The sequence below is a fragment of the Paracoccus sp. Arc7-R13 genome (assembly GCF_004010775.1).
Taxonomy (GTDB): Bacteria; Pseudomonadota; Alphaproteobacteria; order Rhodobacterales; family Rhodobacteraceae; genus Paracoccus; species Paracoccus marcusii.
On the sequence record NZ_CP034810.1, the window covers coordinates 2,069,201 to 2,095,422 of the forward strand.

General features: G+C 68.2%; 29 protein-coding genes and 1 pseudogene. 26 read left to right on the forward strand and 4 right to left on the reverse strand.

Going from position 1 to position 26,222, the window contains the following annotated elements; translation table 11 throughout:
- Positions 1-237 precede the first annotated feature (237 nt).
- The 18 genes and pseudogenes from EOJ32_RS10285 to EOJ32_RS10365 all read left to right on the forward strand — a co-directional run bounded on the left by EOJ32_RS10285 (position 238) and on the right by EOJ32_RS10365 (position 15,669).
- A complete protein-coding gene (locus EOJ32_RS10285; RefSeq protein WP_127898501.1) occupies positions 238-2,445 on the forward strand; it encodes a hypothetical protein in 2,208 nt (735 codons plus the stop codon).
- Positions 2,446-2,538: 93 nt separating this feature from the next.
- Positions 2,539-2,784 (forward strand): hypothetical protein, encoded by a 246-nt coding sequence (locus EOJ32_RS10290; protein WP_127898502.1) that lies wholly within the window; start codon positions 2,539-2,541, stop codon positions 2,782-2,784.
- Positions 2,785-2,883: 99 nt separating this feature from the next.
- Complete coding sequence (locus EOJ32_RS10295; RefSeq protein WP_127898503.1) at positions 2,884-3,606, forward strand: RNA polymerase sigma factor; 723 nt, start codon at positions 2,884-2,886, stop codon at positions 3,604-3,606.
- Between the two features lie 84 nt (positions 3,607-3,690).
- Positions 3,691-3,885 carry a hypothetical protein gene (locus tag EOJ32_RS10300; protein ID WP_018303655.1) on the forward strand — a complete coding sequence of 65 codons (195 nt, stop codon included), beginning with the start codon at positions 3,691-3,693 and terminating at the stop codon, positions 3,883-3,885.
- Positions 3,885-4,220 carry a hypothetical protein gene (locus tag EOJ32_RS10305; protein ID WP_127898504.1) on the forward strand — a complete coding sequence of 112 codons (336 nt, stop codon included), beginning with the start codon at positions 3,885-3,887 and terminating at the stop codon, positions 4,218-4,220. Before EOJ32_RS10300 ends, EOJ32_RS10305 begins: the two co-directional genes overlap by 1 nt.
- On the forward strand, positions 4,220-5,095 hold the full coding sequence (locus EOJ32_RS10310; protein WP_127898505.1) for an ATP-binding protein: 876 nt from the start codon (positions 4,220-4,222) through the stop codon (positions 5,093-5,095). Before EOJ32_RS10305 ends, EOJ32_RS10310 begins: the two co-directional genes overlap by 1 nt.
- Positions 5,096-5,196: 101 nt before the next feature.
- Complete coding sequence (locus EOJ32_RS10315) at positions 5,197-5,820, forward strand: hypothetical protein (protein WP_127898506.1); 624 nt, start codon at positions 5,197-5,199, stop codon at positions 5,818-5,820.
- 13 nt (positions 5,821-5,833) lie between these two features.
- Positions 5,834-7,522 (forward strand): DEAD/DEAH box helicase, encoded by a 1,689-nt coding sequence (locus tag EOJ32_RS10320; RefSeq protein ID WP_127898507.1) that lies wholly within the window; start codon positions 5,834-5,836, stop codon positions 7,520-7,522.
- Between the two features lie 3 nt (positions 7,523-7,525).
- Positions 7,526-7,936 carry a DUF6511 domain-containing protein gene (locus EOJ32_RS20410; RefSeq protein WP_240542404.1) on the forward strand — a complete coding sequence of 137 codons (411 nt, stop codon included), beginning with the start codon at positions 7,526-7,528 and terminating at the stop codon, positions 7,934-7,936.
- Positions 7,933-8,703 carry a hypothetical protein gene (locus EOJ32_RS10330; protein WP_127898508.1) on the forward strand — a complete coding sequence of 257 codons (771 nt, stop codon included), beginning with the start codon at positions 7,933-7,935 and terminating at the stop codon, positions 8,701-8,703. Before EOJ32_RS20410 ends, EOJ32_RS10330 begins: the two co-directional genes overlap by 4 nt.
- Positions 8,700-11,021 (forward strand): AAA family ATPase, encoded by a 2,322-nt coding sequence (locus EOJ32_RS10335; protein WP_240542405.1) that lies wholly within the window; start codon positions 8,700-8,702, stop codon positions 11,019-11,021. The genes EOJ32_RS10330 and EOJ32_RS10335 overlap by 4 nt, the downstream gene beginning before the upstream one ends.
- Before the next feature lie 340 nt (positions 11,022-11,361).
- Positions 11,362-11,901, forward strand: a complete 540-nt coding sequence (locus tag EOJ32_RS10340; RefSeq protein ID WP_127898510.1) for a hypothetical protein — start codon at positions 11,362-11,364, stop codon at positions 11,899-11,901.
- Positions 11,898-12,098 (forward strand): hypothetical protein, encoded by a 201-nt coding sequence (locus tag EOJ32_RS10345; protein WP_127898511.1) that lies wholly within the window; start codon positions 11,898-11,900, stop codon positions 12,096-12,098. The genes EOJ32_RS10340 and EOJ32_RS10345 overlap by 4 nt, the downstream gene beginning before the upstream one ends.
- A complete protein-coding gene (locus EOJ32_RS10350) occupies positions 12,091-12,471 on the forward strand; it encodes a DUF6362 family protein (RefSeq protein ID WP_127898512.1) in 381 nt (126 codons plus the stop codon). The genes EOJ32_RS10345 and EOJ32_RS10350 overlap by 8 nt, the downstream gene beginning before the upstream one ends.
- A gap of 416 nt (positions 12,472-12,887) precedes the next feature.
- Positions 12,888-14,252, forward strand: coding sequence for a site-specific DNA-methyltransferase (locus tag EOJ32_RS10355; RefSeq protein WP_093359550.1), 1,365 nt, complete (start codon positions 12,888-12,890; stop codon positions 14,250-14,252).
- A gap of 1 nt (position 14,253) precedes the next feature.
- Positions 14,254-14,763: pseudogene (locus EOJ32_RS20415) on the forward strand (DNA cytosine methyltransferase); the annotation flags it as partial.
- Between the two features lie 202 nt (positions 14,764-14,965).
- Positions 14,966-15,448, forward strand: coding sequence for a hypothetical protein (locus EOJ32_RS20420; RefSeq protein WP_240542558.1), 483 nt, complete (start codon positions 14,966-14,968; stop codon positions 15,446-15,448).
- The gene (locus tag EOJ32_RS10365; protein ID WP_127898514.1) at positions 15,445-15,669 is read left to right on the forward strand and encodes a hypothetical protein; all 225 of its coding nucleotides are present in this window, start codon (positions 15,445-15,447) and stop codon (positions 15,667-15,669) included. The genes EOJ32_RS20420 and EOJ32_RS10365 overlap by 4 nt, the downstream gene beginning before the upstream one ends.
- 53 nt (positions 15,670-15,722) lie before the next feature.
- Here EOJ32_RS10365 and EOJ32_RS10370 read toward each other — a convergent pair whose 3' ends face one another.
- Positions 15,723-16,295, reverse strand: a complete 573-nt coding sequence (locus EOJ32_RS10370; protein WP_028720221.1) for a DUF3489 domain-containing protein — start codon at positions 16,293-16,295, stop codon at positions 15,723-15,725.
- 95 nt (positions 16,296-16,390) lie between these two features.
- Positions 16,391-16,663, reverse strand: a complete 273-nt coding sequence (locus EOJ32_RS10375; protein ID WP_028720222.1) for a hypothetical protein — start codon at positions 16,661-16,663, stop codon at positions 16,391-16,393.
- Between the two features lie 111 nt (positions 16,664-16,774).
- Between EOJ32_RS10375 and EOJ32_RS10380 the strand changes: the two genes are divergently transcribed.
- From EOJ32_RS10380 to EOJ32_RS10415, 8 genes are all read left to right on the forward strand, one after another.
- Complete coding sequence (locus EOJ32_RS10380; RefSeq protein ID WP_028720223.1) at positions 16,775-17,371, forward strand: hypothetical protein; 597 nt, start codon at positions 16,775-16,777, stop codon at positions 17,369-17,371.
- The gene (locus EOJ32_RS10385; protein WP_083548831.1) at positions 17,319-19,322 is read left to right on the forward strand and encodes a phage terminase large subunit family protein; all 2,004 of its coding nucleotides are present in this window, start codon (positions 17,319-17,321) and stop codon (positions 19,320-19,322) included. Before EOJ32_RS10380 ends, EOJ32_RS10385 begins: the two co-directional genes overlap by 53 nt.
- Positions 19,313-19,534: a phage head-tail joining protein gene (locus tag EOJ32_RS10390; RefSeq protein ID WP_221288083.1), complete on the forward strand. Its 222-nt coding sequence runs from the start codon at positions 19,313-19,315 to the stop codon at positions 19,532-19,534. Before EOJ32_RS10385 ends, EOJ32_RS10390 begins: the two co-directional genes overlap by 10 nt.
- Complete coding sequence (locus EOJ32_RS10395) at positions 19,534-21,102, forward strand: phage portal protein (RefSeq protein ID WP_127898515.1); 1,569 nt, start codon at positions 19,534-19,536, stop codon at positions 21,100-21,102. The genes EOJ32_RS10390 and EOJ32_RS10395 overlap by 1 nt, the downstream gene beginning before the upstream one ends.
- A 5-nt stretch (positions 21,103-21,107) precedes the next feature.
- Entirely contained in the window at positions 21,108-23,162 is a 2,055-nt protein-coding gene (locus EOJ32_RS10400) for a prohead protease/major capsid protein fusion protein (protein WP_127898516.1), read from the forward strand.
- Between the two features lie 74 nt (positions 23,163-23,236).
- Positions 23,237-23,572, forward strand: coding sequence for a DUF2190 family protein (locus tag EOJ32_RS10405; RefSeq protein WP_062563543.1), 336 nt, complete (start codon positions 23,237-23,239; stop codon positions 23,570-23,572).
- Positions 23,572-23,883, forward strand: a complete 312-nt coding sequence (locus tag EOJ32_RS10410; protein WP_062563544.1) for a hypothetical protein — start codon at positions 23,572-23,574, stop codon at positions 23,881-23,883. Before EOJ32_RS10405 ends, EOJ32_RS10410 begins: the two co-directional genes overlap by 1 nt.
- The gene (locus EOJ32_RS10415; RefSeq protein ID WP_062563545.1) at positions 23,880-24,509 is read left to right on the forward strand and encodes a DUF6441 family protein; all 630 of its coding nucleotides are present in this window, start codon (positions 23,880-23,882) and stop codon (positions 24,507-24,509) included. The genes EOJ32_RS10410 and EOJ32_RS10415 overlap by 4 nt, the downstream gene beginning before the upstream one ends.
- Before the next feature lie 50 nt (positions 24,510-24,559).
- Here EOJ32_RS10415 and merA read toward each other — a convergent pair whose 3' ends face one another.
- Together merA and merF are read right to left on the reverse strand one after the other, a co-directional pair.
- Entirely contained in the window at positions 24,560-25,996 is a 1,437-nt protein-coding gene (merA, locus tag EOJ32_RS10420; RefSeq protein ID WP_127898517.1) for a mercury(II) reductase, read from the reverse strand.
- Positions 25,989-26,222: a mercury resistance system transport protein MerF gene (gene merF, locus EOJ32_RS10425; protein ID WP_123644184.1), complete on the reverse strand. Its 234-nt coding sequence runs from the start codon at positions 26,220-26,222 to the stop codon at positions 25,989-25,991. The genes merA and merF overlap by 8 nt, the downstream gene beginning before the upstream one ends.

Genomic DNA, 26,222 nt, shown 5'->3' on the forward strand with positions numbered 1-26,222 from the left:
CAGTCGAGAGCAGTAGTTCATTGAGGTAAGTTCATGCCGCGCAAAGCAACTCCGATCGGTCCCCATCTCCTGGAGCAGATCGAGGACGCGCGCGTGGTTCTCGCCTCTGTGGACGTAACTTTCCGGCGAAATGGCGACGTCGCCCTCGGTCTCCAGAGGCGACATCGCGGTATCAAGCTCCGAGCACGGCGCCACGATCGCCATCAGTAGCGCAAGTCAAAATTCTCGGAGACTTCAATGGTACGCGTCCCGGCTAAAACCTGCCCCAATCTTTCTCGGCTTTTCGATGATGCAGAGCCCGAATTGCTGTCCGGATTTCTCAACAGCAAGGCTTTCGAGAGGTTGGCCTGGCTTGCGACCTACAAGTTCGACCCCGACGATCCGGACGGTCCGACAGCAGCGAGGAATATGCTGCCGAAGGAAAAGAAAGACCGGCTGGGCCCGCTCGAAGCGGAAGCAGCCCGGATCGTCACAATTGCGAGCGACCGCGGCGAATATGTCCTCCAAGGTCTCGCCACGACTACGCTTGAACCGGACCGCGCCAAGGAACTTCTGAACCGGCGGGACAAGCTCGCGCGAAGCCTGTGGGCTTACGCCAACGAACACGGCTTATTTGAAGCGGCGGAGAACAGCCTGCACCTGCGTCTCTACCGGCGCTACGACAAGCACTACCAGACCTTCATGGCCGAGCCTTCGGTCGACGGGGGCCCCGACGCCGGCAGTGCATTGCTCGACGAGCTTCTGGTCGACCTCAACAAGCGTCTCGATCGCGGCGACGGCTACAGCATCGACAAGTTCGACATTCCCGAGGACGGAGATGAACCGGCGGCGGAGATGTACCTGCTGTTCCATCCCGATCCCCCCACGAGCGTTCGGGAGATCGATGACGATGGCAATCGGTCGAGCATCTATTTTCGGCCGCCCGGAGAGGCGATGATCGTCTACACGCCATCGACCGGGCGGGTCCATGTCCGTGCCGGCAACCGAAAGCTCAGGCACACAGTCGCCGAACGCTTCATCGAGACTGCTCTCGAGCAGACCTACTCCAACCAGCCCGTCGATTTTCAGGCGTACGACATTTCGCAGTTCCTGCAGGGGCTCGATCTTGAACCGCCGGAACTCGACGACGTGGTGATCGACCGCGCGCAGGTGATCCGGGCCGACATCAGCATCGGCAATCTCGCCAACCGCCTCTCGCTTTCCACCACAATCGACCAGGACATCTCGGAGATCATCGACAGCCAGCCGGGCCTTCCGAGGATTTTCGAGCGGGCCCTCGCAATCCGTTTCGTCGAGATTGCGGTCCGGTATTTCCGCGCGGGACGAGATGAGGCGCAGACCCTCAACTTCACGCTCACCGACCGCAACACGAGCAGCCTTCTCAGCATCGACGACCCGTTCGAGCGCATTCTGGGGCATCGCTTGCTCAGAAACTGGAACATCCTCCGTGATGGTCGCGCACCGGGCGATGAGGAGAGCATGGCGGTCATGCCCGCCTTGCTGGCCATCTGGGACATCGGAGCTGACAGGGTTACCGGCGCATGGCTCCAAGCTCGCGGTGTCGATCCCGGCCTCCTGACCGATCTGGGCTTCCTCGTGCCGGCCGGCTGGGAAGGGGACGATCTGATCGACGATGAAGACGAGGTCGGTCCGGTCGCGGCCGAAGTGGTCGTTCGGGTCGACAAGGGAGATGCGGAGGAAGGCGACCGAAAGGTGGCCGACCTCAAGGTCACCGAGGCACAGGCGACGTCTGCGGGCGACCCCGATCGCTACAGGATATATCGGGTGCGCGACGGCTGGGTCGCGCAACACCTGAAGGCACGTCTCGAACAAGTGCTGGATGCGCCTGCAATCGAGAAGCTGACCGATTATCTCCTCTACCTTGGAACGCTCAGTGTCGATGGCGGCGATGTTCCGATCTACCTTGCGCGTGGTCTCGACCGGGAGAGGGTCCGGTCGGCCGTCGATACGGAACTTCGGGCGCGCCACAACCTCGGCATTGGACTGGTCCTTCAGGCCGGCAAGGCTTCCGGGCCGTGTTTGGCGGCAAACGTCCTGGCGCCGCTTGCCGATCAGATCGACGATAACCAGTCCGAAATCGCGTTGGTCGCAGACAAGCTCCGGTCCGTGTTTCGGCGACATCGGATATTGGCCCGTGGAGGCATGACGGTCGGACTCACCCGTAGCGGCGATGAGATCGCGACCCTCTTCGTGCCAGGGAAAGGCACCATCGACATCAAGGGCGAAAACCGCATCCAGGTCATTCAGCGGCTGGTCGATGCCCACAACAATGGCCCGATGCCAGTGGCGACCAAGGATCTTGTCAAAGGAATCGCAGAAGACCAGTCCCTGTCGAACATCTTCAAGCAGCCGCTGTGGGACAAGCTGAAGGCCAACTTTCTGAGAAGTCTCGGCGCCAAAGGGCCTTGGGAGATCGCTATCTGACAGCTGGCTCCGATCCGGCTCCGATTGGGGGGTCTGACGGGCTCCGATTCTTCAGGCCAATGGGAGTGCTCCATCGATCAGAGGAGCACTTCCATGCCGACTCCCTTCCCCCCGCGCCAGGCAGCCCCGACGAGCTGGTCCGGCGCCGCGACGACCAAGCCCACCACCTCGAACTCGGAATGGCGCTGCACGCGCTGTGACAAGCTGCTCGGCGTCTGCCGGGACGGCCGCATGCACCTGCGCTTCGCGCGGGGGCACGAGTATCTCGTGGGCTTCCCGGTGCAGGCCACCTGTCGGGGCTGCGGCACGCTGAACAACGCGACCGCACCCGCGCGCTGACGCGCGCATTCACCCACCCCCCTGAAATCGCAGAGACGCGCGACGTCCTGACCTGGCCACGAGAAGGCGCCGGACGCCTGGCCGCAAGGCAGGCGTCCGATGTCCTTCGCGTGGCACGAGATCCGTGATCACCTCATGCATTCATCCTCCAACCTTCACTTCCAGCGCAGTTTCGACGCCGTCCGGCGTGCGCAGGCGGCCCTCGCGCCGTTCCGCGATCCGGCGGCCCTGCTGGACGGGCTGCACCGCACGCCCGGCGATCCGGCCCGGAAGAACATGATCCTCTCTGCGCTGGTCAGGGCGGCGCACGGCGACGGGCCCGCGTCCGACTGCGCCCTGACGCTGCTGTTGCTGGCGCTCTGGCCCGGCCTCGACGCCATCCGTCGCCGGTCGCTCTGGCGCAGGCTCGGCACCGCCGACGAGGTCGCATCAGACGTACTGGCGCGCACCACGGAGGCGGTCCGCGGCCTCGACCTCGGGCGCGTCAACTGGATCGCGGCCACGGTGCTGCGGAATGTCGAGCGCGACATGATCCGCGTGCGCCAGCGCGACCAGGCGCGCGAACATCTCGCCAGCAGCGCCGAACCTGACGAGGTGGCAGACAGCGGCGACAGCGGGATCGGCGCGGCCGGGTACACACGGCTGAACGGCGCCGTGCGGAAGCTGCTCGGCGACGACGCCCTGCTGGTGATCCGCGTCGCGATCGAGGGCTTCTCCCAGGCCGAGGTCGCCGTCGAGCTGGGCCTGACCGAGGCCGCCGCCCGCAAGCGCTACCAGCGCGCGATGCGCCGGCTGCACGACGCCCTCGAGGAAATCCCCTGAACCGATGTCCCGATCCGGTCCCGCCGGTGGCTTTTCCAAGTCGAGCGCCCCGAGCGCCTTTCCTCCAACCGAAAGCAGACACGCATGAACCGCACTGCCGATCTGTCGCTCGAGGATTTCAGGCGTCTTCCGGGGCTCTATCGCCGCTGGGAGCTGACCGAGGTCTGCGAGCCCAACCGCAACTATCAGATCGAGGACGCCGGCGCCCATGCCGACGGGACGCCGCTCTTGGCGATCTACGTCGCCGAGCCCGCGCCCGACGTCCGGGAGGCCGCGTGATGCGACTCCTCGATCACCTCATCTCACGGAGAAAAGCCATGCCGGACCAGCCGGACGACATCACCCGTCTTCGCGCCGCGAGCTACGCCCTCGAAGAACTCCCCGAAACCATCGCCTTCCCGCAGCGCACCGGTGACGAGCCGCGCGAGCCGCTGCCGGTCGTCGAGGCGACCGTCGACGAGATCGCCTTCGCGATCGTGGAGGCGGAAAGCGAGAGCACGGCCGCCTATCGCCGCGCCGATGCGCTGAAGCGGCTCTACAAGCTCGCCCGCGAGGCCGGGTGCATCGGCGCCGACCGCGCCGCCACGGCGGTGATGAAGAAGGAGGGCCAGTGATGGCCCTTCCCATCAACGGCGCCGACGAGCGGCTCGCGCAGCGCAAGGGGATCAAGGGCGTCATCTTTGGCCGGTCCGGCATCGGCAAGACCAGCCTGCTCTGGACGCTGAACGCCTCGACCACGCTCTTCCTCGACCTCGAGGCTGGCGACCTGGCGGTCGAGGGGCTGGAGATCGACACGCTCCGACCCCGCACCTGGAAGGAATGCCGGGACTTCGCGGTGTTCATCGGCGGGCCAAACCCGGCGCTGCGCGAGGACCAGCCTTACAGCCAGGCGCATTTCGACGAGGTCTGCGGCCGCTACGGCGATCCCACGGTGATCGGGAAGTACGAGACCGTCTTCATCGACTCGATCACCGTGGCCGGGCGGCTCTGCTTCCAGTGGTGCCGCGGCCAACCCGAGGCGTTCTCCGAGAAGACCGGCAAGCCCGACATCCGCGGCGCCTACGGGCTGCATGGCCGCGAGATGATCGGCTGGCTGACCCATCTGCAGCACACGCGCGGAAAGCATGTCTGGTTCGTCGGCATCCTCGACGAGCGGCTCGATGACTTCAACCGCAAGGTCTTCCAGCCGCAGATCGACGGCTCGAAGACCGGGCTCGAGCTGCCGGGCATCGTCGATCAGGTCATCACCATGGCCGACATCGCCGATGCCAACGGCCCGACGCAGCGCGCCTTCGTCTGCCAGACGCTGAACCCCTGGGGCTATCCGGCCAAGGACCGCTCGGGCCGCCTCGACAGGGTCGAGGCCCCGCATCTGGGCCGCCTGATGGAGAAGATCCAGCGTCCCGCGGCGCCGGTCTCCGAACGCCTGACATGGCCGCCGGTGACCCCGGCCGATCCCGCGCCCGCGCAGGAGCCCGGCCATGGCTGAGCGCATCTCGCGACGCCCGGTGTCCCGATCCGGTCGCCGGGGTGGCTTTTCCCCTCTGACGCCACTGCGCGTCCCATCCTCCAACTGAAAGGAGCCGCGCAATGTCCGGACCCTGGAACGACTTCAACTCCGCCCAATCCAACACCAACGTCATCCCGAAGGGCACGCTCGCCAAGGTGCGTCTGACGCTCCGCCCCGGCGGCTTCGACGACCCCTCGCAGGGCTGGACCGGTGGCTGGGCGCGCCGCGCCGCCACGGGCGCCGTCTATCTCGACGCCGAATACACGGTGCTCGAGGGGCCCTATGCCCGGCGCAAGATCTGGTCGCTAATCGGCCTCTACAGCCCGAAGGGCCCGGACTGGGCGAACATGGGGCGCGGCCTGATCCGCGGCATCCTCAACTCGGCGCGCGGCGTGTCGGACAAGGACAACTCGCCCGAGGCGCAGGCCCGCCGCCGCATCAACGGGTTCGGCGATCTCGATGGGGTCGAATTCGTCGCCCGCATCGACATCGGCACAGACACCAACGGCGAGGACAAGAACGAAATCCGCGCCGCCGTCACCCCCGATCATCGCGACTACGCCGCACTGATGGGCGCGGTCGCGCCGCAATTCACCGCCGCCCCGGCGCAGGGCCACGCCCCGCAGCAGCCCCACACGACCACTCAGCCCAGCCCGCCCGCGTCCGCCCCCGGCGCCGCCGGTCGGCCGAGCTGGGCGCAGTAAGGGGGGATCGGCCATGCGCCTGCGCCCCCGCCAGAAGACCTTCGTCGAGCGCAGCGTGGCTGCGCTCGCTTCCCGAGGCAACACGCTGGGTGTGGCGCCCACCGGCGCGGGCAAGACCATCATGCTCTCGGCGGTCACCGGCGAGATGATCGGCGACGGCGCCAAGGCCTGCGTGCTGGCCCATCGTGATGAACTGACCGCGCAGAACCGCGCCAAGTTTCAGCGCGTGGTGTCGGGCGTCGCCACCTCGGTCATCGACGCCACCGAGAAGTCCTGGGGCGGCCAGGTCGCCTTCGCCATGGTGCCGACGCTGGCGCGCGCCTCGAACCTCGCCGACATGCCACGCCTCGACCTGCTGGTTGTCGACGAGGCGCACCATGCGGTGGCAGACAGCTATCGCCGGATCATCGACCGGGTGCGCGAAGCCAATCCCGACGCCCGCATCTTCGGGGTCACGGCGACGCCGAACCGGGGCGACAAGAAGGGCCTGCGCGAGGTTTTCGACAATGTCGCCGATCAGGTCCGTCTGGGCGAACTGATCGCCTCGGGCCACCTGGTACCGCCCCGCACCTTCGTCATCGACGTGGGCGTGCAGGACGAGTTGCGCTCGGTCCGCAAGACCATGTCGGATTTCGACATGGCGGAGGTGGCGGGCATCATGGACCGCGCGCCCGTCACCGACGAGGTGATCCGCCACTGGAAGGAGAAGGCGGGCGACCGGCAGACCGTCGTGTTCTGCTCCACCGTCGCGCATGCCGAGCATGTCACCGAGGCGTTCAGGGCGGCGGGTGTTTCCGCCGCGCTGATCCATGGCGATCTGGCGGTCGAGACCCGCAAGGCGATCCTCGCCGACTACGCGGCGGGCGACATCCGCGTCGTCGTCAACGTGGCGGTGCTGACCGAGGGCTGGGACCACCCGCCCACATCCTGCGTCGTGCTGCTGCGGCCCAGCTCCTACAAGTCCACCATGATCCAGATGGTCGGGCGCGGGCTGCGCACCGTCGATCCCGAGGAACACCCCGGCATCGTCAAGACCGACTGCATCGTGCTGGATTTCGGGACGTCGAGCCTGATCCACGGCACGCTGGAACAGGATGTCGATCTCGACGGCAAGACCGAGACCGGCGAGGCGCCGACCAAGACCTGTCCGGCCTGCGAGGCAGAGATCCCGCTGGCCGCCACCGAATGCCCGCTCTGCGGCGAGGCATTTCCGCGCGAGGAGCTGGATGCAGGCGAAGGTGGGGCCGCCGCGCCGCTCTCGGGCTTCATGATGACCGAGATCGACCTTCTGAAGCGGTCCAGCTTCGCGTGGGTCGACCTCTACGGCATGGACGATGCGCTGATGGCCACGGGCTTCGCAGCCTGGGGCGGCATCTTCTGGCTGGACGGGGTCTGGTACGCCATCGGCGGGGCGAAGGGCGAACGCCCCCACCTGTTGGGCGTCGGCGAGCGCACCGTTTGCCTTGCGCAGGCCGACGACTGGCTGAACACGCACGAGACCGACGAGAGCGCCTTCAAGACCCGCTCCTGGCTGCGCCAGCCGCCGACCGAGAAGCAGCTCCAGTACCTGCCGCCCGAGTGCCGCCATGACTTCGGCCTGACACGCTACCGCGCCTCGGCGCTGATGACCTTCGGCTTCAACAAGCGCGCCATCCGCCAGCTGATCGACAGAGCGGCCAGCCCCGAGCGGAGGGCGGCATGACCCATGTCCACATCCACCCCCATCACGGCCGCGGACCGGCGGCGGCTCTGGCATCCGCGTGGAACGCTCTGTGCTGTCTGCCGGCAACCCACTCGTGGTTTTGGCTGGTTCGATCCGCACCAGTCGAAGCGACCCCGGCCATCGGTCTGGTTCTGCTCGATGCCCTGCCAGTCCTTCTGGACGCGCTTGGCGCGGGAGCGTTTCGCCATGGTTGATCTGACCGAGGAAGAGCGCGCCGCGATCACCGCCACCATGAAACGCGTCGCCCTGCTGATGGACGAGATCGGCTGGGCCACCCAGCTCGGCGAACTGACCGAGGCGCAGGTGCGCGCGCTGATCGAGGAAGCCGTCGAGGGCTTCCGGGAGGCCATGTCCGACATCGCCCGGACGCAGACGCCGGAGGTGCCGTTTTGACCCTCGATTACAATCATCGGCCCAGTTTCGCCGACCGGGTCAACGCCGCCATCGATCGCGCGCTGACCGCCGATCAGGCGACGCGGCCGCCCCGCGACTACCTCGGCGGCTCGCGTCTCGGGCACCCTTGCGAGCGGGCCCTGCAGTTCGAGTTCACGGCGACGCCGAAGGACGAGGGCCAGGAGTTCAGCGGCCAGTCGCTGCGCATCTTCGCCATCGGCCACGCGCTCGAGGATCTGGCCGTCGCCTGGCTTCGCGGCGCGGGTTTCGACCTCTACACCCGGAAGGGCAACCGGCCCGATGGCGGCCAGTTCGGGTTCTCGGTCGCGGGCGGGCGCATTCGCGGTCATGTCGACGGCATCATCGCCGCCGGGCCCGAGGGCTTCGGTCTGACCGTTCCCGCGCTCTGGGAATGCAAGACCATGAACGCGAAGAACTGGCGGGCCTGCGTCAAGGATGGCGTGACCATGTCGAAGCCTGTCTACGCCGCCCAGATCGCGGTCTACCAGGCCTACATGGAAGGGACGGTCCCAAGCATCTCGGTCGCGCCCGCGCTCTTCACCGCGATCAACAAGGACACCGCCGAGCTTCACCACGAGCTGGTCGCCTTCGACGCCGATCTCGCGCAGCGCATGTCCGACCGGGGCGTGCGGATCCTGCAGGCGACCGATGCGGGCGAGTTGCTGCCGCGCGTCGCGACCACACCCGACTTCTTCGAATGCCGTTTCTGCCCGTGGTCCGAGCGCTGCTGGAGGCTGCCGGCATGAGCGACGACGGCATCCTGCATTTCAACCCGTGGATGGACTTCAACGATGGGCCGCCGTCCGAGAACCCGTTCGGCTGCGACCCGGGCCCCGAGCAGATCGCCGTCTTCCTCGATACAGTGTTCAGCTGGTGCGAGGGGCTGATCCCGCTGCGCGGCTTCGTCGACAAGGGTCAGGGCCGGGACGGCAAGCCGCACAACATCTGGATCCCCGCCGATGACACCGCGCCGGGGAAACTCACGACCTTCGCCGCATGGGCGAACCGCGAGGGCGCGGCCGTGTATGTCATCCCCGGCACGGTCGCCGAGCAGGGTCAGGCCCGCGCCGCCGATGTGCTGCAGATGCAGGCCATCGTCGTCGATCTCGACGCGGGCGACATCCCGGCGAAGCTGGACCACGTTATCCGCCACCTCGGCGCGCCCACGCTCATCATCGAAAGCGGCGGGCGTACGCCCGAGGGTGCTGCGAAGCTCCATGTCTGGTGGAAACTGACCGAGCCGGCCGAGGGCGAAGAGCTGGCCACCCTCTGCCGCGTGCGCGGCGAGATCGCCGTGAAGGTCGGCGGCGACACGCATTTCCGCTCGGCCCACCAGCCGATCCGGGTGCCCGGCACGGTCTATCACAAGCACGGCCATCAACGCCTCGTGCAGATCCGCGAACATCGCGACGTCGAGGTGGACCTTGCGGACTTCACCGAGAAGGTCGCCGAGATGCCGCCGCTGCCTGGCGTGGGCTTCGCCAGCGACGTTGCCGCGCCGACCGCGAAGCCCGGCATCGACGCGGTGCTCACCACGCCGGTGCGCGAAGGCGCGGTCGACGACTGGTCGCGCTTCCAGGGGGCCAGCGCCGCCATCGGCCACTACGTTCGCCTGGTGCACGAGGGCCGCCTCGATCCCTTCGCGGGCTGGGAGGCGATCTGCGGCTACAACGCCGCCATGTTGCGCCCGTCCTGGCCGCTCGATCGGCTGCAGGCCGAGTCCGAACGGCTCTGGGCGCTGCATGTGAAGCGCAACGGTCCGCCGCTCCTGCGCGCAGCGCACGCCGATGCCCCGGCCAGCCCATTACCGACCTTCAGCCTCGGCTCGCTGCTCGACGACACGAGCCCGATGCCCGAGGACGTCATCGGGCCGCGCGTGCTGACGCCGGGCGGGCTGCTGGTGCTGGGCGGCGCGCCCAAGGTCGGCAAGAGCGACTTCCTGATCTCATGGCTCGTGCACATGGCCGCTGGCGTGCCGTTCCTCGGCTTCATGCCGCCCCGGCCGCTGCGCGTGTTCTACCTGCAGGCGGAGATCCAGTATCACTACCTGCGCGAACGCATGCAGCAGATCGCGCTGCCCGCCGCCGTGATCGCCGCCGCGCGCGACACCTTCATCGCTACGCCGAAGTTGAAGCTGCTGCTGGACGCGGAGGGCGTCGCCCGAGTGGCCGAGGCGATCCGGGCCGCATTTCCCGACGCGCCACCCGACATCATCGTCATCGACCCCATCCGCAATCTCTTCGACGGCGGACCCGAGGGTGGCGGCGAAAACGACAACACCGCCATGATGTTCTTCCTGAAGGACCGGGTGGAGCTCCTGCGCGAGGCGGTCAATCCGGATGCGGGCGTCATCCTCGCTCACCACACCCGCAAGGTCACCAAGCACCAGGTCAAGGACGATCCCTTCCTCGCGCTCTCCGGCGCCAGCGCGCTGCGGGGTTTCTACACCTCCGGGCTGCTCATGCACCGACCCGACGAGGACAGCACCGTCCGCAGGCTGGAGATCGAGCTTCGGAACGGCCCCGCGCTGCCGGGGAAGCTGATCGACAAGGTGAAGGGAGAGTGGGTCGAGCTGAACCCGCTGAACGAGCGCCTGGTGCGCAAGGAGGTCGGCGCCAAGCTCGATGCCGAACGGCTGCGCAAGCACGATGTCATCCTCGGCATGCTGCTGGATGAGGCGGCGAGCGAGCGCCTCTACACCGCCATGCAGTTCGCCGAGACCTTCGAGAACCGTGGCGGTCTGGGCAGCAAGCACACCATCCGCGAGCGCCTGAGCGTGCTGGCGACCAAGGGCTTCGTGAAGTTCCTGCGCGACCCCTCGGGGTTCGGCTTCCCTATCACCCGGTCGCGGTTCGGCTACCTCTGCGTCGAGGGCATGCAGTTCGGCGCGCCCTTCGAGGAGGTCGATCCGGACACCGGCGAGGTCACCACAACCGCCCGTCCGGTCCTGCCCAGCCACTTCAAATGCCCCCAATCCGGGCTCTGCCTGCAGGTCGAAAACCCCGCCGTCTGGGTCTACCCGGAGGGGCTCGAGGACGACCTAACTCATATGAGTGAGGCCTGACTCATATGACAGCGCCAACTGTGCACTCAATGAAATCAACGGGTTACGGGAAAATAAGAGTTAGGTCCCTGACTCATGCCCGAAGACTTCATGAAGTCTTATTCCGCAATGATTTCAGCCACTTGAACACCCCGGAACAGTTAGGTGTCAAACCCCCATACTACGTATGGGAGGGCCACCCCGCGGGGGTGGCCACTCCTCCCATACGTCCGGGCCAGCCGCGCGCGCCGCCGTGACGGTGTGTTGTGCTTTCCGATCCGACGACGCCGGCCCCGTACCGCCAAGCACCAGACCGCCGTCGTCTTCCACCACCACAGGCCCCCGGCAAAGGAGACCCATCATGGCTCAGCCGACTCTGATCCCGAAATCCGACGGCGCAAGGTTTGAATCGCCGCCGCTCGACACCCCCCGCAACCGCTGCATCCTCGCGCTCGACCTCGGCACCTCGACCGGCTGGGCGATCCGTGGCCATGACGGTCTGATCACCAGCGGCACCGTCTCGCTGCGCCCGGGCCGCTTCGATGGCGGCGGTATGCGCTACCTGCGCTTCACCAACTGGCTGACCGAGATCGACCGGCTGTCCGGTCCAGTCGCCGCGATCTGGTTCGAGGAAGTCCGCCGCCACGCGGGCACCGACGCGAGCCATATCTACGGCGGGCTCATGGCCACGCTGACCGCATGGGCGGAACTGCGCGGCGTGCCCTACGAGGGCGTCCCGGTCGGCACGATCAAGCGCCACGCCTCGGGCAAGGGCAACGCCGACAAGGCCGCCATGGTCGCCGCCGTCCGCGCCCGCGGCTTCAGCCCGGCCGACGACAACGAGGCCGACGCCATCGCTATCCTGCTCTGGGCGATCGAGACGAAGGGAGGTGTCGCATGAGATGGCATCCCCGTGGCTACGGCGGCCGACGCCGGGATCCTGAACAGGTCAAGCGCGAGGGCTGGCGGGAACAGGGCGTCCTGGCGGTCTCCGCCGATGACGACCGCCTCACCTGGCCCGAACGTGAACTGGTCCGCCAGCTCGGCGAGAAGCTCTACGGCCCGCGCCCTTCCGACAGTGAGGCGCGCCATGGCTGATCGCGAATGGACCGCCGACTGCGTCGCCGATCATTTCGAGGAAGCGTTCCGCACCCTGCGCAAGCTGCCGCCGGTGAAGGCGCAGGGCTACTTCAACCTTTGGCCCGACATCGTGCGGACCAGCCGCGAGATCGCGGCGATGGAACCGCAGCCGATGCGGGTCTGGCCCTCGGCCGCCGCGATCACCCGGCTCGAGCAGACCTTCGACTGGGTGCTCTGGATCGAGGAGGCGGAGCGAAAGCTGGTCTGGTCCCGCGCGGCCCGTGTGCCGTGGAAGCAGATCAGCGGCGAGCTTGGCTGCGACCGCACGACCGCATGGCGGCGCTGGCAATTGGCCCTGACCAAGATCGCTGCGCGCCTGAATGCGCAGTGACTCCAATGTGTTGCAACACTTTTTCCTTCGACATCTGCAACATGATCGTGCTATTCCGAAGGCAAGATGGGGAGAGTGCGCTGGAAAGCTCGCTCTCCCCTTTGCGTTGACGGGGGCCTTCTGGACCCCGGCATCCAGCGAGGGTCCGGCCGGGGTCCAGCCCACGGCAGTTTCCGGTTCCTTCCTGGCGATATTCGTATGCTGGCGGGCGAAGCGCGGAACATCGCCAGCGACAGGGCCGGATTTTTGGGAAGCCACCCGGAAGCCGGAGCCACGCGCGCCCCGCGCAAACACCAATGAACGCTGGCCTTCCGACCGGACACCGCTGGTGGCCGCTGGACCCCGTGTGGAGTCCGGCCCGGCATCCGGAGTCCGGAAGCCACCGGCATCCACCCGACCGAGGAACCGTGCCCATCATGACGTTGAGCTTCGCCCCGGACGCGATCGAGACGTGGCCGCTGTCGCGCCTCCAGCCCTACGCGAAGAACGCGAAGGCGCATGGCGCGGATCAGGTCGCGAAGATCGCCGCCAGCATGGCCGAGTTCGGCTGGACCGTGCCCTGCCTCGTCGGCGAGGACGGCGAACTGATAGCAGGCCACGGGCGCGTGCTGGCCGCGACGCAGCTCGGGCTGACCGAGGCGCCGGTGATCGTGCTCGGGCACCTGACCGAAGCGCAGCGCCGGGCGTACCGGATTGCGGACAACAAGCTGACGGAACTCGGCACCTGGGACGAGGCGCTGCTGTCGGCGGAACTGAACGACCTGCTGGCCGAAGACTTCGACCTGTCGCTGGTCGGGTTTTCCGATGGCGAACTCGACAAGCTGCTGGCCTTCGATCTCGACGGTGGCGGCGAGGAAGAGGGCGCCGGGGGCTCCGTGCCGCCGGTGACCATCCCCGAACCCCCACGCAATCCGGCGTCGCGGACGGGCGATCTCTGGATCCTCGGCGATCACCGGCTGCTCTGCGGCGACAGCACCAGCGCGGCCGATGTGCGCCGCCTGATGAACGGTGAGCGCGCGATCCTTTTCGCGACCGATCCACCGTATCTCGTCGACTACGACGGCTCGAACCATCCGACCCGCAACAAGGACTGGTCGGCGTCCTACGGCACGACTTGGGACGACAGTTCGCAGGGCGCGGAACTCTATGACGGGTTCATCGCTGCAGCCGTGGCGGAAGCCATCGCCGAGGATGCTGCCTGGTACTGCTGGCACGCCTCGCGCCGCCAGGCGATGCTGGAAGCCTGCTGGGAGAAGGCAGGCGCCTTTGTGCATCAGCAAATCATCTGGGTGAAAGACCGGGGCGTCCTGACCCGGTCGCATTACCTCTGGAAGCACGAGCCCTGTTTCATGGGCTGGCGTCGCCCGAACCGCCCGCCGAAGGTGGCCGAGGAAACGCTGCCATCGACATGGGCGCTTCCCAGCTTCGCCAAGGATGACCGGCCTGACCATCCGACGCCGAAGCCGCTCGACGCCTTCGGGATCCCGATGCGCCAGCATGTGGCGCGGGGCGGCCTCTGCTATGAGCCGTTCTCCGGCTCCGGGTCGCAGATCATGGCGGGCGAGGCCAATGGCCGCCGCGTCTTCGCAATGGAGATCAGCGCGGCGTATGTCGATGTCGCCGTGGAGCGTTGGCAGGCCGAAACCGACAAGGACGCGATCCTCGACGGCGACGGCCGGACCTTCGCGCAGGTGAAGGCGGAGCGGCTGGGCGACGTCACCGATACGCCGGACACGGACGCCGAACCCGAACCCGCGCGAAAGCGCCAGACCGCCGCGTGACATGCATGACCTGGCTCTACCTTCCTCCGGAGACGCTTCCGGAGCCGGAGACGCATGTCTGTTCGGCCTCTCCCTCTGCTCCGGCGCGGGCGGTATCGACCTCGGGCTCACCATCGCCATCCCCGGATATCGTGCTGTGGGCCATGTCGAACGGGAAACCTTCGCCGCAGCCACTCTCGTGGCGCGGATGGAAGACGCGTCCCTGGATCAGGCTGTTGTCTGGGACGATGTTGCAACTTTCGACGGCCGCCCGTGGCGCGGCGCGGTGGACATCGTCACTGCGGGCTATCCGTGCCAGCCGTTCTCCGTCGCGGGCAAACGCCGGGGCGCCGACGACCCGCGCCACCTCTGGCCGCATGTCGCCCGCATCATCGGCGAGGTCGAACCGCCCTTCGTCTTCCTCGAGAATGTCGCCCATCATCTCCGCCTCGGCTTCCCCGAAGTCGCCGCAGGACTGGTCGGCATGGGCTACCGCCTTGCGGCAGGCCTCTTCACGGCGGCGGAAGTCGGCGCGCCCCACAAGCGCGAGCGGCTCTTCATCCTCGCCATCCGCGAAGGGGACGAGCTGGCCGACCCCGCGCGCCTGCTCTGGCACCCGGTCGAGTGGCGGGAACCGGACGGAACTGCTGCGGCTCTGGCCGACGCCAAGGGCCAGCGCCAACGAGAACAGGCAGACAATACCGACGCCGTCGCAGAAAGCGGGCCAGCACGGCATGAACCTGGCGACCACGGCTGCGATGTGGCCCACGCCGCAGACCGACAGTTTCCGCAGCCGGGGCGGCGAACGACGAGACGAGAAGGGTCTGGACCGCATGGCGCGGGACTGGCCGACGCCGATGGCGAACGACGGCTGCAAGCCGAGCGCGGGCAACCGCAAGACGGCCGATCTGACCCATGCGGTGGGATTGTGGATGACGCCGACGGCGCGGGATCACAAGGACGGGGCGACGACACTCGCGAACACGCCGGTGAACGGCCTGCTTGGCCGCCAGGTCCTGGTGACGCCGATGGCTGGGAGCGATACCTCCGAGCCGCGCCGGACCTTGAACCCGCTGTTCGTCGAGGCACTGGTGGGTTGGCCCACCGGGTGGACCGGCTTCGCCTCTGTGGCAACGGCGTGGTCCCCTTGGTTGCGGCGCATGCGCTGCGAACTCTCGCGGCTGAACTGCTGGCCGATGGATGAGGCAGCGGCATGAAGCAGACCCGCCTCATGTCGCTGGTCGAGTCCGTCGCCAACGTGATCGTCGGCTACGGCGTCGCGGTCGTGACGCAGATCCTGATCTTCCCGATCTTCGGGCTGCACACGACGCTGGCGCAGAACCTGAAGATGGGCGCCATTTTCACCGTCGTCTCGATCGCCCGTTCCTTCGCCTTGCGGCGGGTGTTCGAGGCGACCCGGATGCGGAGCGCCAAATGATCGACCGCCGCCCCGTAGGGACGGCGGTCATCAGCTTGTCGGGGTCCGGCGCGTCAGGCGGCGGGGAGTTTGTACACGCGCCCCCGATCCTCGACCTTCTCCGAGGTCACCTCGAGCCCGAGCTTCTTCTTCAGCGCCCCCGCCATCGCGCCGCGCACCGTGTGCGACTGCCAGCCCGTCGCGGCCATGATCTCCTCGATGGTCGCGCCGTCCGGTGCGCGCAGCATGGCGATCAGCGTGGCCTGCTTGGTGCCCTCGCGCGGTGTGCGCGTCTTGGGCGCGGTTTCGGCTACGGTGGGGGTGTCCGGCGCGGCCTCCTCGGTAGGCGCGTCCGTCGCGCCCGCAGGCGCGGGGTTCGCGTCCTCGGTCTCGATCCCGATGGCGGCAAGGCCCGCGTCGGTGGCAACCAGCGTGACGCCGTGGCCGTCTCCGGTCTCGCGCCACATAAGCTCGCCCTTGCGCGTGTCGGCGTCGACCTCCTGCAGGAAGTTCTTCGCGAGCATCGCGCCGACCACCTTGGCAGCGGCGCCGCCGCGCAGGCTCTCGGGCAGCGGCAGTGCGATGCGGTCCTCGCGCTGTGCGGCGGCGCTGAGGATGATGGCTTGGGTGTCAGAAAGCTTGGTCATGGGATCGTCTCCGTATTCGGGCCCGCGTCATGCGGCGCCTCCTACGACCCCGAGCCGCGCAGGGCGCGCGGCGGGAGTTCCGGCAGTGCCGGAGATCAGCGGGCGTGCTCGCCCTCGCCGAAGGCGCTGTCGGTGATGCGCTTCAGGAGGCTGGCGTAGTGTTCGAGGGTGCCGACATGGCCCCAGTTGATCTCGTCGGGGTGGGCGTTGAAGTGGTCGTCGCTCAGCGTCTGCAGCCGGGCGAGCATCTCGTCGATCTCGGCCTTCTTGCCGATGAAGGCCGCGAGCGCGGCTTCCTTATTCCGGCGCGCCTTCTCGGCGCGGAGTTCGTGGCGCGGGGTGGTGATCGGGTTCAGGCGCGTGGTCATCGTGATGGCTCCTTGGTGAGTTGCATCGTCCTTCTGAACGGACGTTCGCTCCGGTCGCGCTGCTTATCAACTCGATAAGAACATAATTTCGATAGATAATCGGAGCCGTCGATGCAGGGCATGAGCGAGCGCCAGTACGCCGCGCATGTCGGGCTGTCGCGGGGCGCGATCCAGAAGGCCAAGGCCGCCGAGCGGCTGGTCCTCTATCCCGACGGCAGCATCAACGCGGCCGCCAGCGACGCCAGACGTGCCGAGACGACCGACCCGTCCAAGACCCGCAAGCCGCCCACGCCGAAGCTGAAGCCCGTCCCCGAGGCGGCCGTGGCCGCTGTTGGCGACACGCTGCGTGAACAGGGGCTGGCAGTCCCGGCCGTCGGCGGCGGCACGACCTTCCTGCAGGCGAAGACCGCGAACGAGGTGCTGAAAGCGCAGGAGCGGCGCATCCGGCTCCAGAAGCTGAAGGGGGAGTTGATCGAGCGGGCCCGCGCGCTGGCGCTGGTGTTCCGGCTGGCGCGGGAGGAACGGGACGCGTGGGTGAACTGGCCTGCACGCGCGGCGGCGCTGATGGCGGCCGAACTGTCAGCCTCGTGCGCCGACGTGACCGGCCAGCAGATCACCGTGGAGCCAGCCGCGATGCAGAAGGTCCTGGAGAAACATGTACGCGCCCACCTCGACGAACTCGCCGAGGTCCGGCCCGACTTCCGGTGACGATGATGGCCTGATCGACTTCGACGGCGCGGGCGAGATCCTCCGCGCCTGGGGCAACGGGTTGCGGCCCGACCCGGACCTGACCGTTTCGGAATGGGCGGACCGGCACCGGATGCTCTCGGGGCGGGCTTCAGCCGAACCGGGGCGGTATCGCACCGTGCGCACGCCCTACATGCGCGAGATCATGGACCGGCTGTCGCCGGGGGATCCCACGCAGCGGATCGTGTTCATGAAGGCGGCGCAGGTCGGCGCGACCGAGGCGGGCAACAACTGGATCGGGTTCGCGATCCACCAGGCGCCGGGTCCGATGCTGGCGGTCCAGCCGACCGTGGAACTGGCCAAGCGCAACTCGCGCCAGCGCATCGACCCGCTGATCGATGAAAGCCCAGAGCTGCGGGAGCGGGTGAAGCCCGCGCGATCCCGCGATGCGGGCAACACGATGCTCTCGAAGGAGTTCGCGGGCGGCATCCTGATCATGACGGGCGCGAACTCGGCGGTCGGGCTTCGGTCCACCCCGGCGCGCTACATCTTCCTCGACGAGGTCGACGCCTATCCCGCCTCGGCCGACGAGGAAGGCGATCCGGTCACGCTCGCCGAGGCGCGCTCCCTGACCTTCGCCCACCGGCGCAAGGTGCTGCTGGTCTCGACGCCCACGATCCGGGGGCTGTCGCGCATCGAGCGCGAGTACGAGGCCAGCGACCAGCGTCGGTTCTTCGTGCCGTGCCCACAATGCGGCCACGCACAATGGCTGAAGTTCGACCGGCTGCGCTGGCAAAAGGGCCGCCCGGAGACGGCCGAGTATCACTGCGAGGGCTGCGACGCGGCAATCGCGGAACACCACAAGACGGCGATGCTGGAGGGCGGCGAATGGCGGGCGACCGCCACGGCCGCCGATCCGACCACGGTCGGGTATCACCTTTCGGCGCTCTATTCGCCGATCGGCTGGCTGAGCTGGGAGCGGATCGTGCGGTCATGGGAAGCAGCCCAAGGGTCGGACGAGGCGATCAAGGCGTTCCGCAACACGATCCTCGGCGAGACATGGGTCGAGACCGGGGAAGCGCCCGACTGGCAGCGGCTCTACGACCGGCGCGAACGCTGGAAATCCGGCACGGTGCCAGCAGGCGGGTTGTTCCTGACAGCCGGAGCCGACGTGCAGAAGGACCGGATCGAGGTCGATGTCTGGGCCTGGGGTCGCGGCTTGGAAAGCTGGCTCGTCGATCACGTCGTCATCGAGGGCGGGCCCGACCGGCACGACGCCTGGTCGGAGCTGACCGCGCTGCTGGACAGGTCCTGGCCGCATGAACGCCGCGCGCATCTCAGGATCGCGCGGCTCGCCATCGACACCGGCTACGAGGCCCCGGCGGTCTATTCCTGGTCGCGGGCGCAAGGCTTCGCGCAGGTGTCGCCGGTCAAGGGCGTCGAGGGGTTCAACCGCTCGAGCCCGGTGTCGGGGCCGACCTTTGTCGACGCGACCGAGGGCGGCAAACGCCTGCGGCGCGGGGCGCGGCTCTGGACCGTGGCGGTCTCGACCTTCAAGGCCGAAACCTACCGCTTCCTGCGGCTGGCACGCCCGACCGAGGAGGAGATGGCCGACGGGGCGGCGTTCCCGCCCGGCTCGGTGCACCTGCCGCACTGGGTCGAGAACGAATGGCTGAAGCAGTTCGTGGCCGAGCAGCTGGTGACGGTGCGCACCAAGCGCGGCTTCGCCCGGCTGGAATGGCAGAAGCTGCGCGAGCGCAACGAGGCGCTGGATTGCCGGGTCTACGCCCGCGCAGCCGCCTGGATCGCGGGCGCGGACCGCTGGCCCGACGAGAAATGGCGCGACCTCGAGGATCAGCTCGGGGCCGCCCCCACCGACACCGATCCCGCCGGGCAGATCAACCGGCCGGGACAGGCCCCGCAGGGCAAGCGCCGCTCCGACTGGCTCGGGCGGCGGGAGGGATGGTTCTGAACATGATCGACTGGACGGAAACCGAGCTTTCGGCGCTGCGCCGGGCCTATGCCAGCGGCACGACGCGCGTCAGCTATGACGGCAAGTCGGTGGATTACGGCTCGGCCGAGGATCTGCTCGCCCGCATCCGGACCATCGAGCGCGCCATCGCGGGCTTCAGCCGCCCGCTGCCCGTGGCGGGGCTCGCTGGCTTCTCGCGCGGGGATCGCTGATGTCGGCGACCTGGTTCGACCACGCCATCGCCACGGTGGCGCCGCGCATGGCGGCTCGGCGCGTGATGGCGCGTCAGGCATTCGAGACGCTGACGCGTGGCTATGACGGCGCGGCGCGCGGGCGACGGACGGACGGCTGGCGCGCGCCGGGATCCTCGGCCGACACCGAAATCGGCGTCGCCGGGGCGCTGCTGCGCGACCGCATGCGCGATCTGGTGCGCAACAACCCGCATGCGGCCAAGGCCGTGGCGGTGCTGGTCAACAACATCATCGGCGCGGGCATCATGCCCCGCGCCGCTAGCGGCGACGACAAGCTGGACCGGAAGGTCGATGCGCTCTTCGAACGCTGGACGGCGGACTGCGACGCCGATGGCCAGCTTGACTTCTATGGCCTGCAGACGCTGATCTGCCGGGAGATGGTCGAGGCGGGCGAGGTTCTGGTGCGCCGCCGCCTGCGGCGCGCGAGCGACGGCCTGCCGGTGCCGCTGCAATTGCAGGTGCTGGAAGCCGACTTCCTCGACGCCACCAAGTCCGGAGCCCTCGGCGCAGGGCGCCTCGTGCAGGGGATCGAGTTCGACCCGGTCGGGAAGCGCCGGGCTTACTGGCTGCATGCCGAGCATCCGGGCGACGCCTACGGGGCCTTGCAGAACGGGTTGCAGAGCCGCCCGGTCCCCGCGACCGAGATCGCCCATGTCTACGAGAAGCAGCGCACGCAAGCGCGCGGCGTCCCCTGGGGCGCGCCGGTGATCCGGTCGTTGCGTGATCTCGACGACTATGAAGTGGCCGAACTGGTTCGCAAGAAGACCGAGGCCTGCGTCACCGCCATCGTCTTCGGCGACGACGAGGCGCAACAGGGCATCGCGCCCTCCGTGGTCGATGCCGACGGCAACCGGGTGGAACAGTTCGAGCCGGGGCTGATCGCCTATGCCCGCGGCGGCAAGGACATCCGCTTCAACCAGCCCTCGGCGACGGGCGGCTACGGCGAATACAAGCGCGCGAGCCTGCACACGATCTCGGCAGGCTTCCGCGTGCCCTACGAGCTGCTGACGGGGGACCTGTCCCAAGTGAACTACTCCTCGATCCGGGCGGGTCTCGTGGAGTTCCGCCGCCAGATCGACGCCGTCCAATGGCAGCTGTTCATCCCGATGTTCTGCGCCCCGGTGTGGCGGTGGTTCACGGAAGCCGCATGGGCGGCGGGGCAGATCCCGTCGCCGATCGTGCCTGTGGAATGGTCGCCGCCGAAGTTCGAGGCGGTCGATCCGCAGAAGGACGCGATGGCGAACCTGCTGTCCATCCGCTCGGGCACCATGACGCTGGCCGAGGTGATCGCCCGGCAGGGCCGCAACCCCGACGCCGTGCTGGCCGAGATCGCGGCGACCAACGCCAAGCTCGACGCGCTGGGGTTGGTCCTCGACAGCGACCCTCGCCGCGTCACCAAGACCGGCAGCGCACAATCCAAAGACGGGGCCAGCGATCCGGCGAACGATCCGGCCGCCGACGAACCAGACGCCGACGACCCCTCCGCCGACGCGGATACAGACCCGGCGCAGGCCGACCAACAGGACTGACCTTCATGGACACGATGATCGAACTGCCGGCCATGCGCCGGTCGGCGGAGCTTGCGCCGAACACGGCCGATGCCGACAACCGCACCGTCGAGGTGGTCTGGTCGGCCGGGGCTCGCGTCCGCCGTGCCACCTTCTTCGGCGAGCCTTATGACGAGGAACTCAGCCTCGACCCGGCCCATGTCCGGCTCGACCGGCTGAACGCGGGCGCGCCGTTCCTGAAGGTGCACGAGCTCGACACGCTCGACGCGGTGATCGGCTCGGTCGTGCCGGGCTCGGCCCGGATCGAGAACGGTCGCGGCATCGCCTTGGTCCGGATCAGCGAGCGTGCCGATGTCGAGCCGATCTGGCGCGACATCCAGGCGGGGCACATCCGCGCCGTCTCCATCGGCTACCAGGTCCACCGGTTTGATATCTCGAAGCCTGATGGCGCCCGCGAGCTCTGGCGCGCGGTGGACTGGACGCCCTTCGAGGTCTCCGCCGTCGCGGTCGGAGCCGACCCAGCAGCGGGCTTCCGCGCCCAGCACCCCCTTCACGACTGCGTCCTCCACCGCCGGGACGCCCCTTCCACCACGAAAGGACCGATCCCGATGACGGACACGACCCAGACCCCGGCGAGCGACGCCGCAACCCCCGCCAACACCCAGCCGACCGAGCCGAATGATACCGAGGACACCCCCATGACCGAGCCGAAACCGGCTGCGCCCGACCCGAAGGTCGCGGCCAGCGAGACGCGCAGCCAGAAGACGCAGGTAACTCCCGCGCCCGATACCGAAGTGGTCGCCACCCGCGCCCGCGAGGCCGAGCGCGACCGCGTCTCCACCATTTACGATCTGGCCGGGCGGCTGAACCTCGAGCGCGGCTTCGCCGAGGATCTGGTCAAGCGCGGCGTCAGCATCGACGAGTCCCGCCGACTGATCCTCGACCAGGTCGCCGCGAAATCCGACGAGACCCGGAACTTCCCCCATGTCTCCGTCCCGCTCGGCGGCCGAGACGAGTGCATCACCCGCCGTGACGCGGTGGCGAACGCACTGCTGCACCGCTACAGCCCAACGCTGTTCCAGCTCGAGGACGCCGCGCGCCAGTATCGCGGCATGACGCTGCTGGAGCTCGCCCGCGAAAGCCTCGGCAATGCCGGGGTCAACACGCGCGGCCTGTCGCGTGACGAGGTGGCGACGCGCGCGCTGCACTCGACCTCGGACTTCCCCGAGATCCTGTCGGCCGTCACCAACAAGACGCTGCGGCAGGCCTACGAGGCCTATCCCCGCACCTTCATGCTGTTCTGTCGCCAGGTGCTGGCGACCGACTTCAAGGCGATGCATCGCGTCCAGCTCGGCGAAGCCCCGCAGCTGCTCGAGGTCGGCGAAAGCGGCGAGTTCAAGCGCGGCACGCTGGGCGAGAGCAAGGAGAGCTACAAGGTCAAGACCTATGGCCGGGTGGTCGCCATCACCCGTCAGACGCTGATCAACGACGATCTCGACGCCTTCACCCGCATCCCGGCGATGTACGGCAACTCCATCGCCCAGCTGGAGTCGGACGTGGTCTGGGGCATCATCACCGCCAACCCGGCGATGGCCGACGGCAATGCGCTCTTCCACACCACCCACAAGAACCTGGCAGGCACCGGCGCGGCGCTCGATGTCAGCAGCGTCGGAGCGGCGCGCGCGGCGATGGCCAAGCAGACCGGCCTCGACAAGAAGACGGTGCTGAACGTCCGGCCTGCCTTCCTGATCGTGCCGGCCTCACTGGAACTGAAAGCCGAACAGCTGGTGGCCCAGAACCTCGTGCCCGCCGCGACGTCCAGCGTGGTGCCGCAGTCGATCAGGACGCTGGCGCCGATCAGCGAGCCCCGGCTCGACGCCGCCAGCGAGACCGCCTGGTATCTGGCGGCCAGCCCGAACCAGATCGACACCATCGAGTACGCCTATCTCGAGGGCCAGCAGGGCGCCTATATCGAGACGCGCAACGGCTTCGACGTCGACGGGGTCGAGATCAAGTGCCGCCTCGACTTCGGAGCCAAGGCCATCGACTGGCGCGGCCTCTACAAGAACCCGGGCGCGTAAGGCGCGCTTCCTGAACCCTGACACACGGGCGGTCCTGACGGGCCGCCCTTCGTCTTTCCACGAGGATCCCCATCATGAAAACCTACGTCCAGCCCGGCAACACCATCACCCTGACCGCGCCCTATGCCGTCGCCTCCGGCGATGGCCTGCTCGTCGGCTCCATCTTCGGCATCGCCGCGGGTGCCGCCGCCATTGGCGAGCCCGTCGAGACCGCGCTCGTCGGCGTGTTCGACATCACCAAGGTCGGCTCCCAGGCGTGGACGGTTGGCGCCAAGGTCTATTGGGACGACACCAACAAGCGCACCACGACCGTCGCGACCGACAACACCCTCATCGGCGCGGCCGTCGAGGCGGTGGCGAGCGGCGCCGGCGACACCATCGGCCGGGTGCGCCTGAACGCGACGTTCTGATGTCGGCCTTCGCCGCCGCCATCGGCGCGCTCTTCGCCGATCCGAACATCGGCCGGGACGCGGTCTACATCGCCGACGGCGGTACACCCGTGCTGGTGCGTGCCGTCGCCCGTCGCGCCGACGCGGTCACCGACTTCGGCGACGCGCGGCTCTGGTCCGAAACCACCCGGATCGACCTGCGCGTGGCCGAGGTGGCGAACCCGCGTCCCGGCGACCGCATCGAGATCGACGGCGACGCCTTCCTCATACAGGGCGAGCCGGTCCGCGACCGCGAGCGGCTGGTCTGGACCGTCGACCTGAGGCCCGCGTGAAACTGAAGCTCGACATCGATCCCGACATCGTCGCGATGATGGCGGCCGAGGTCGCGGCGGGTGAACGGGCCGTCACCGCCGCCATTCGCGAGGCCGGGACTGGGCTGAAGACGGCGTGGCGGTTGCAGATCACCGGCGCGGGGCTTGGTACACGGCTCGCCAACTCGATCCGGAGCCAGAACTTCCCGAGGTCGGGCGAGAGCCTTGAGGCTGCGGCGCTGGTCTGGTCGAAGGCGCCGGTAATCGTCGGTGCGCATGACACCGGGCCGCTGATCCGATCGAAGAACGGGTTCTGGCTGGCGATCCCGCTGCCCGCGGCGGGCAAATCCCTGCGCGGCGGCCGGATCACCCCCGGTGAATGGGAGCGGCGACGCGGCCTCCGCCTGCGTTTCGTCTATCGCCGGACGGGCCCCAGCCTGCTGGTCGCCGAGGGGCGGCTGAACACGAAAGGCCAGGCGGTGGTGTCGCGGTCGAAGACCGGGCGCGGAAAGGTCACTGCGCCGATCTTCCTGCTGGTGCCACAGGTCAAGCTGCCGAAGCGGCTGGATCTGGCGCGGGATGCAGACCGGGCGTTGGACAGCGTGCCGGGGCTGATCGTGGCGAACTGGGTGGGGGGTAGGTTGTGATCGCATCGATGCGCAATCTTGCTCGGCAGCCACGAAACCGACGGCTCGGGTTACCCCGCGCAGCACGACAGCTTCGCGACATCCTTGTCGAAGGTCTGCGCGGCGAGCTTCAGCCCCTCTACCGTGGTCAGATAGGGGAAGATCGTCTCGCCGAGCGCCTTTGTCGTCATGCCGAACTTGAGCGCCATGGCGAGCGTCTGGACACTGTCGGCTCCCTCCGGCGCCATGATCACGCCGCCCAGGAGGCGGTCGGTCGCCCGGTCCGCGACGAGCTTGATCAGGCCGCGCGTGTCGCGGGCGGCGAGCGCGCGGGGCACGTTGTCGAGCGTCAGCACACTGGTCTTGACGTCATGACCCGCGGCGCGCGCCTGCGCCTCGGTCAGCCCGACGCCGGCGACCTGCGGATCGGTGAACACCACCCACGGCATCGCGGCGTTGTCGTAGCGCTCCGCCCCGCCCAGAACGGCGTTGCGGGACGCGAGCTTGGCGCCATAGGCGGCCATGTAGACGAACTGGTCGCGGTCGGTCACATCGCCCGCCGCGAAGATGCCGGCCTTCGTGGTCTGCATGTCGTCGCCCACCCGGATCGCGCCACGCGCGTCGGTCTCGACGCCCATCTCCGCGAGGCCCAGCCCCTCGGTGTTGGCTGCGCGTCCCGTCGTCAGGACGAGGCGGTCGGCCGTCAGATCGCGGTCTGCGCCGTCCACCGTCACCGTCAGGACCGCACGGACCCCGTCGCGCCGTGCGGCGTCGTAGGTCGCGCCATCGACAACCGCGACGCCCTCGGCGCGCAGCGTCTCCGTCAGCGCCCGGGACACCTCCGGCTCTGTGCGCGGCAGCAGGCGCGAGCGGCAGACAATGGTGACGCGGGTGCCCATCCGCGCCATCATCTGCGCCAGCTCCACGCCGATGTAGCCGCCGCCGAGGAAGATCAGGCTTTCGGGCAACCGGTCCAGCTCCAGCAGCGACGTGCTGTCGAGCGTTGGTGCGTCCTGGATCCCAGGGATGTCGGGCACGGCGGGTCGGCCACCGGTCGCGACGATCACCTTGGGAGCCGTGATCCTGCGCCCGCCGACCTCGACCCCGCCGAGGACGAGACGCGCCGGACCCTCGTCGAGATAGGTCACACCGCCGTAGCCCGGCAGCAGATCGGCGTACTTCTTCTGGCGCAGTGTCGCGACAAGATCGTCCTTGGCCGCAATCAGCGCCGACCAGTCGGCGACCTGCGCCTCGCTGTTCAGGCCCGGGAACCGATGTGCTGTCTGCGCACCGTGCAGGGCTTCCGCGGCCCGGATCATCGTCTTGGAGGGCACACAGCCCACGTTCACGCAGGTCCCGCCGATGGTGCCATGGCCGATCAGCGCGACGCGCTTGCCTCCCTCGGCGGCGGTGATCGCGGCCGAGAACCCGGCCGATCCGGCGCCGATCACGGCAAGGTCGAAATCGCCCTTGGGCGCGCAGCAATCGTCTTTCATCAAGTCATCCATCCGTTCGAGTGGTCTGGCGCCGCTGCCGTCTCCAGACCGCGTACACGGTCAGCGCGACGAAAAAGGCGAGCGCGGGCAGCAGAACGTAGTCGAGCCAACCCAGCCAGGCCGACAGGCCCACGGCACCCAGAAGCACCACCAGCACCGGAGTGAAGCAGCAGAGCGCCGCGATGACGGTGCCGACGATCCCTGTCGCGATCAGCTTGCGGTCGGACTGCTCGGTCAT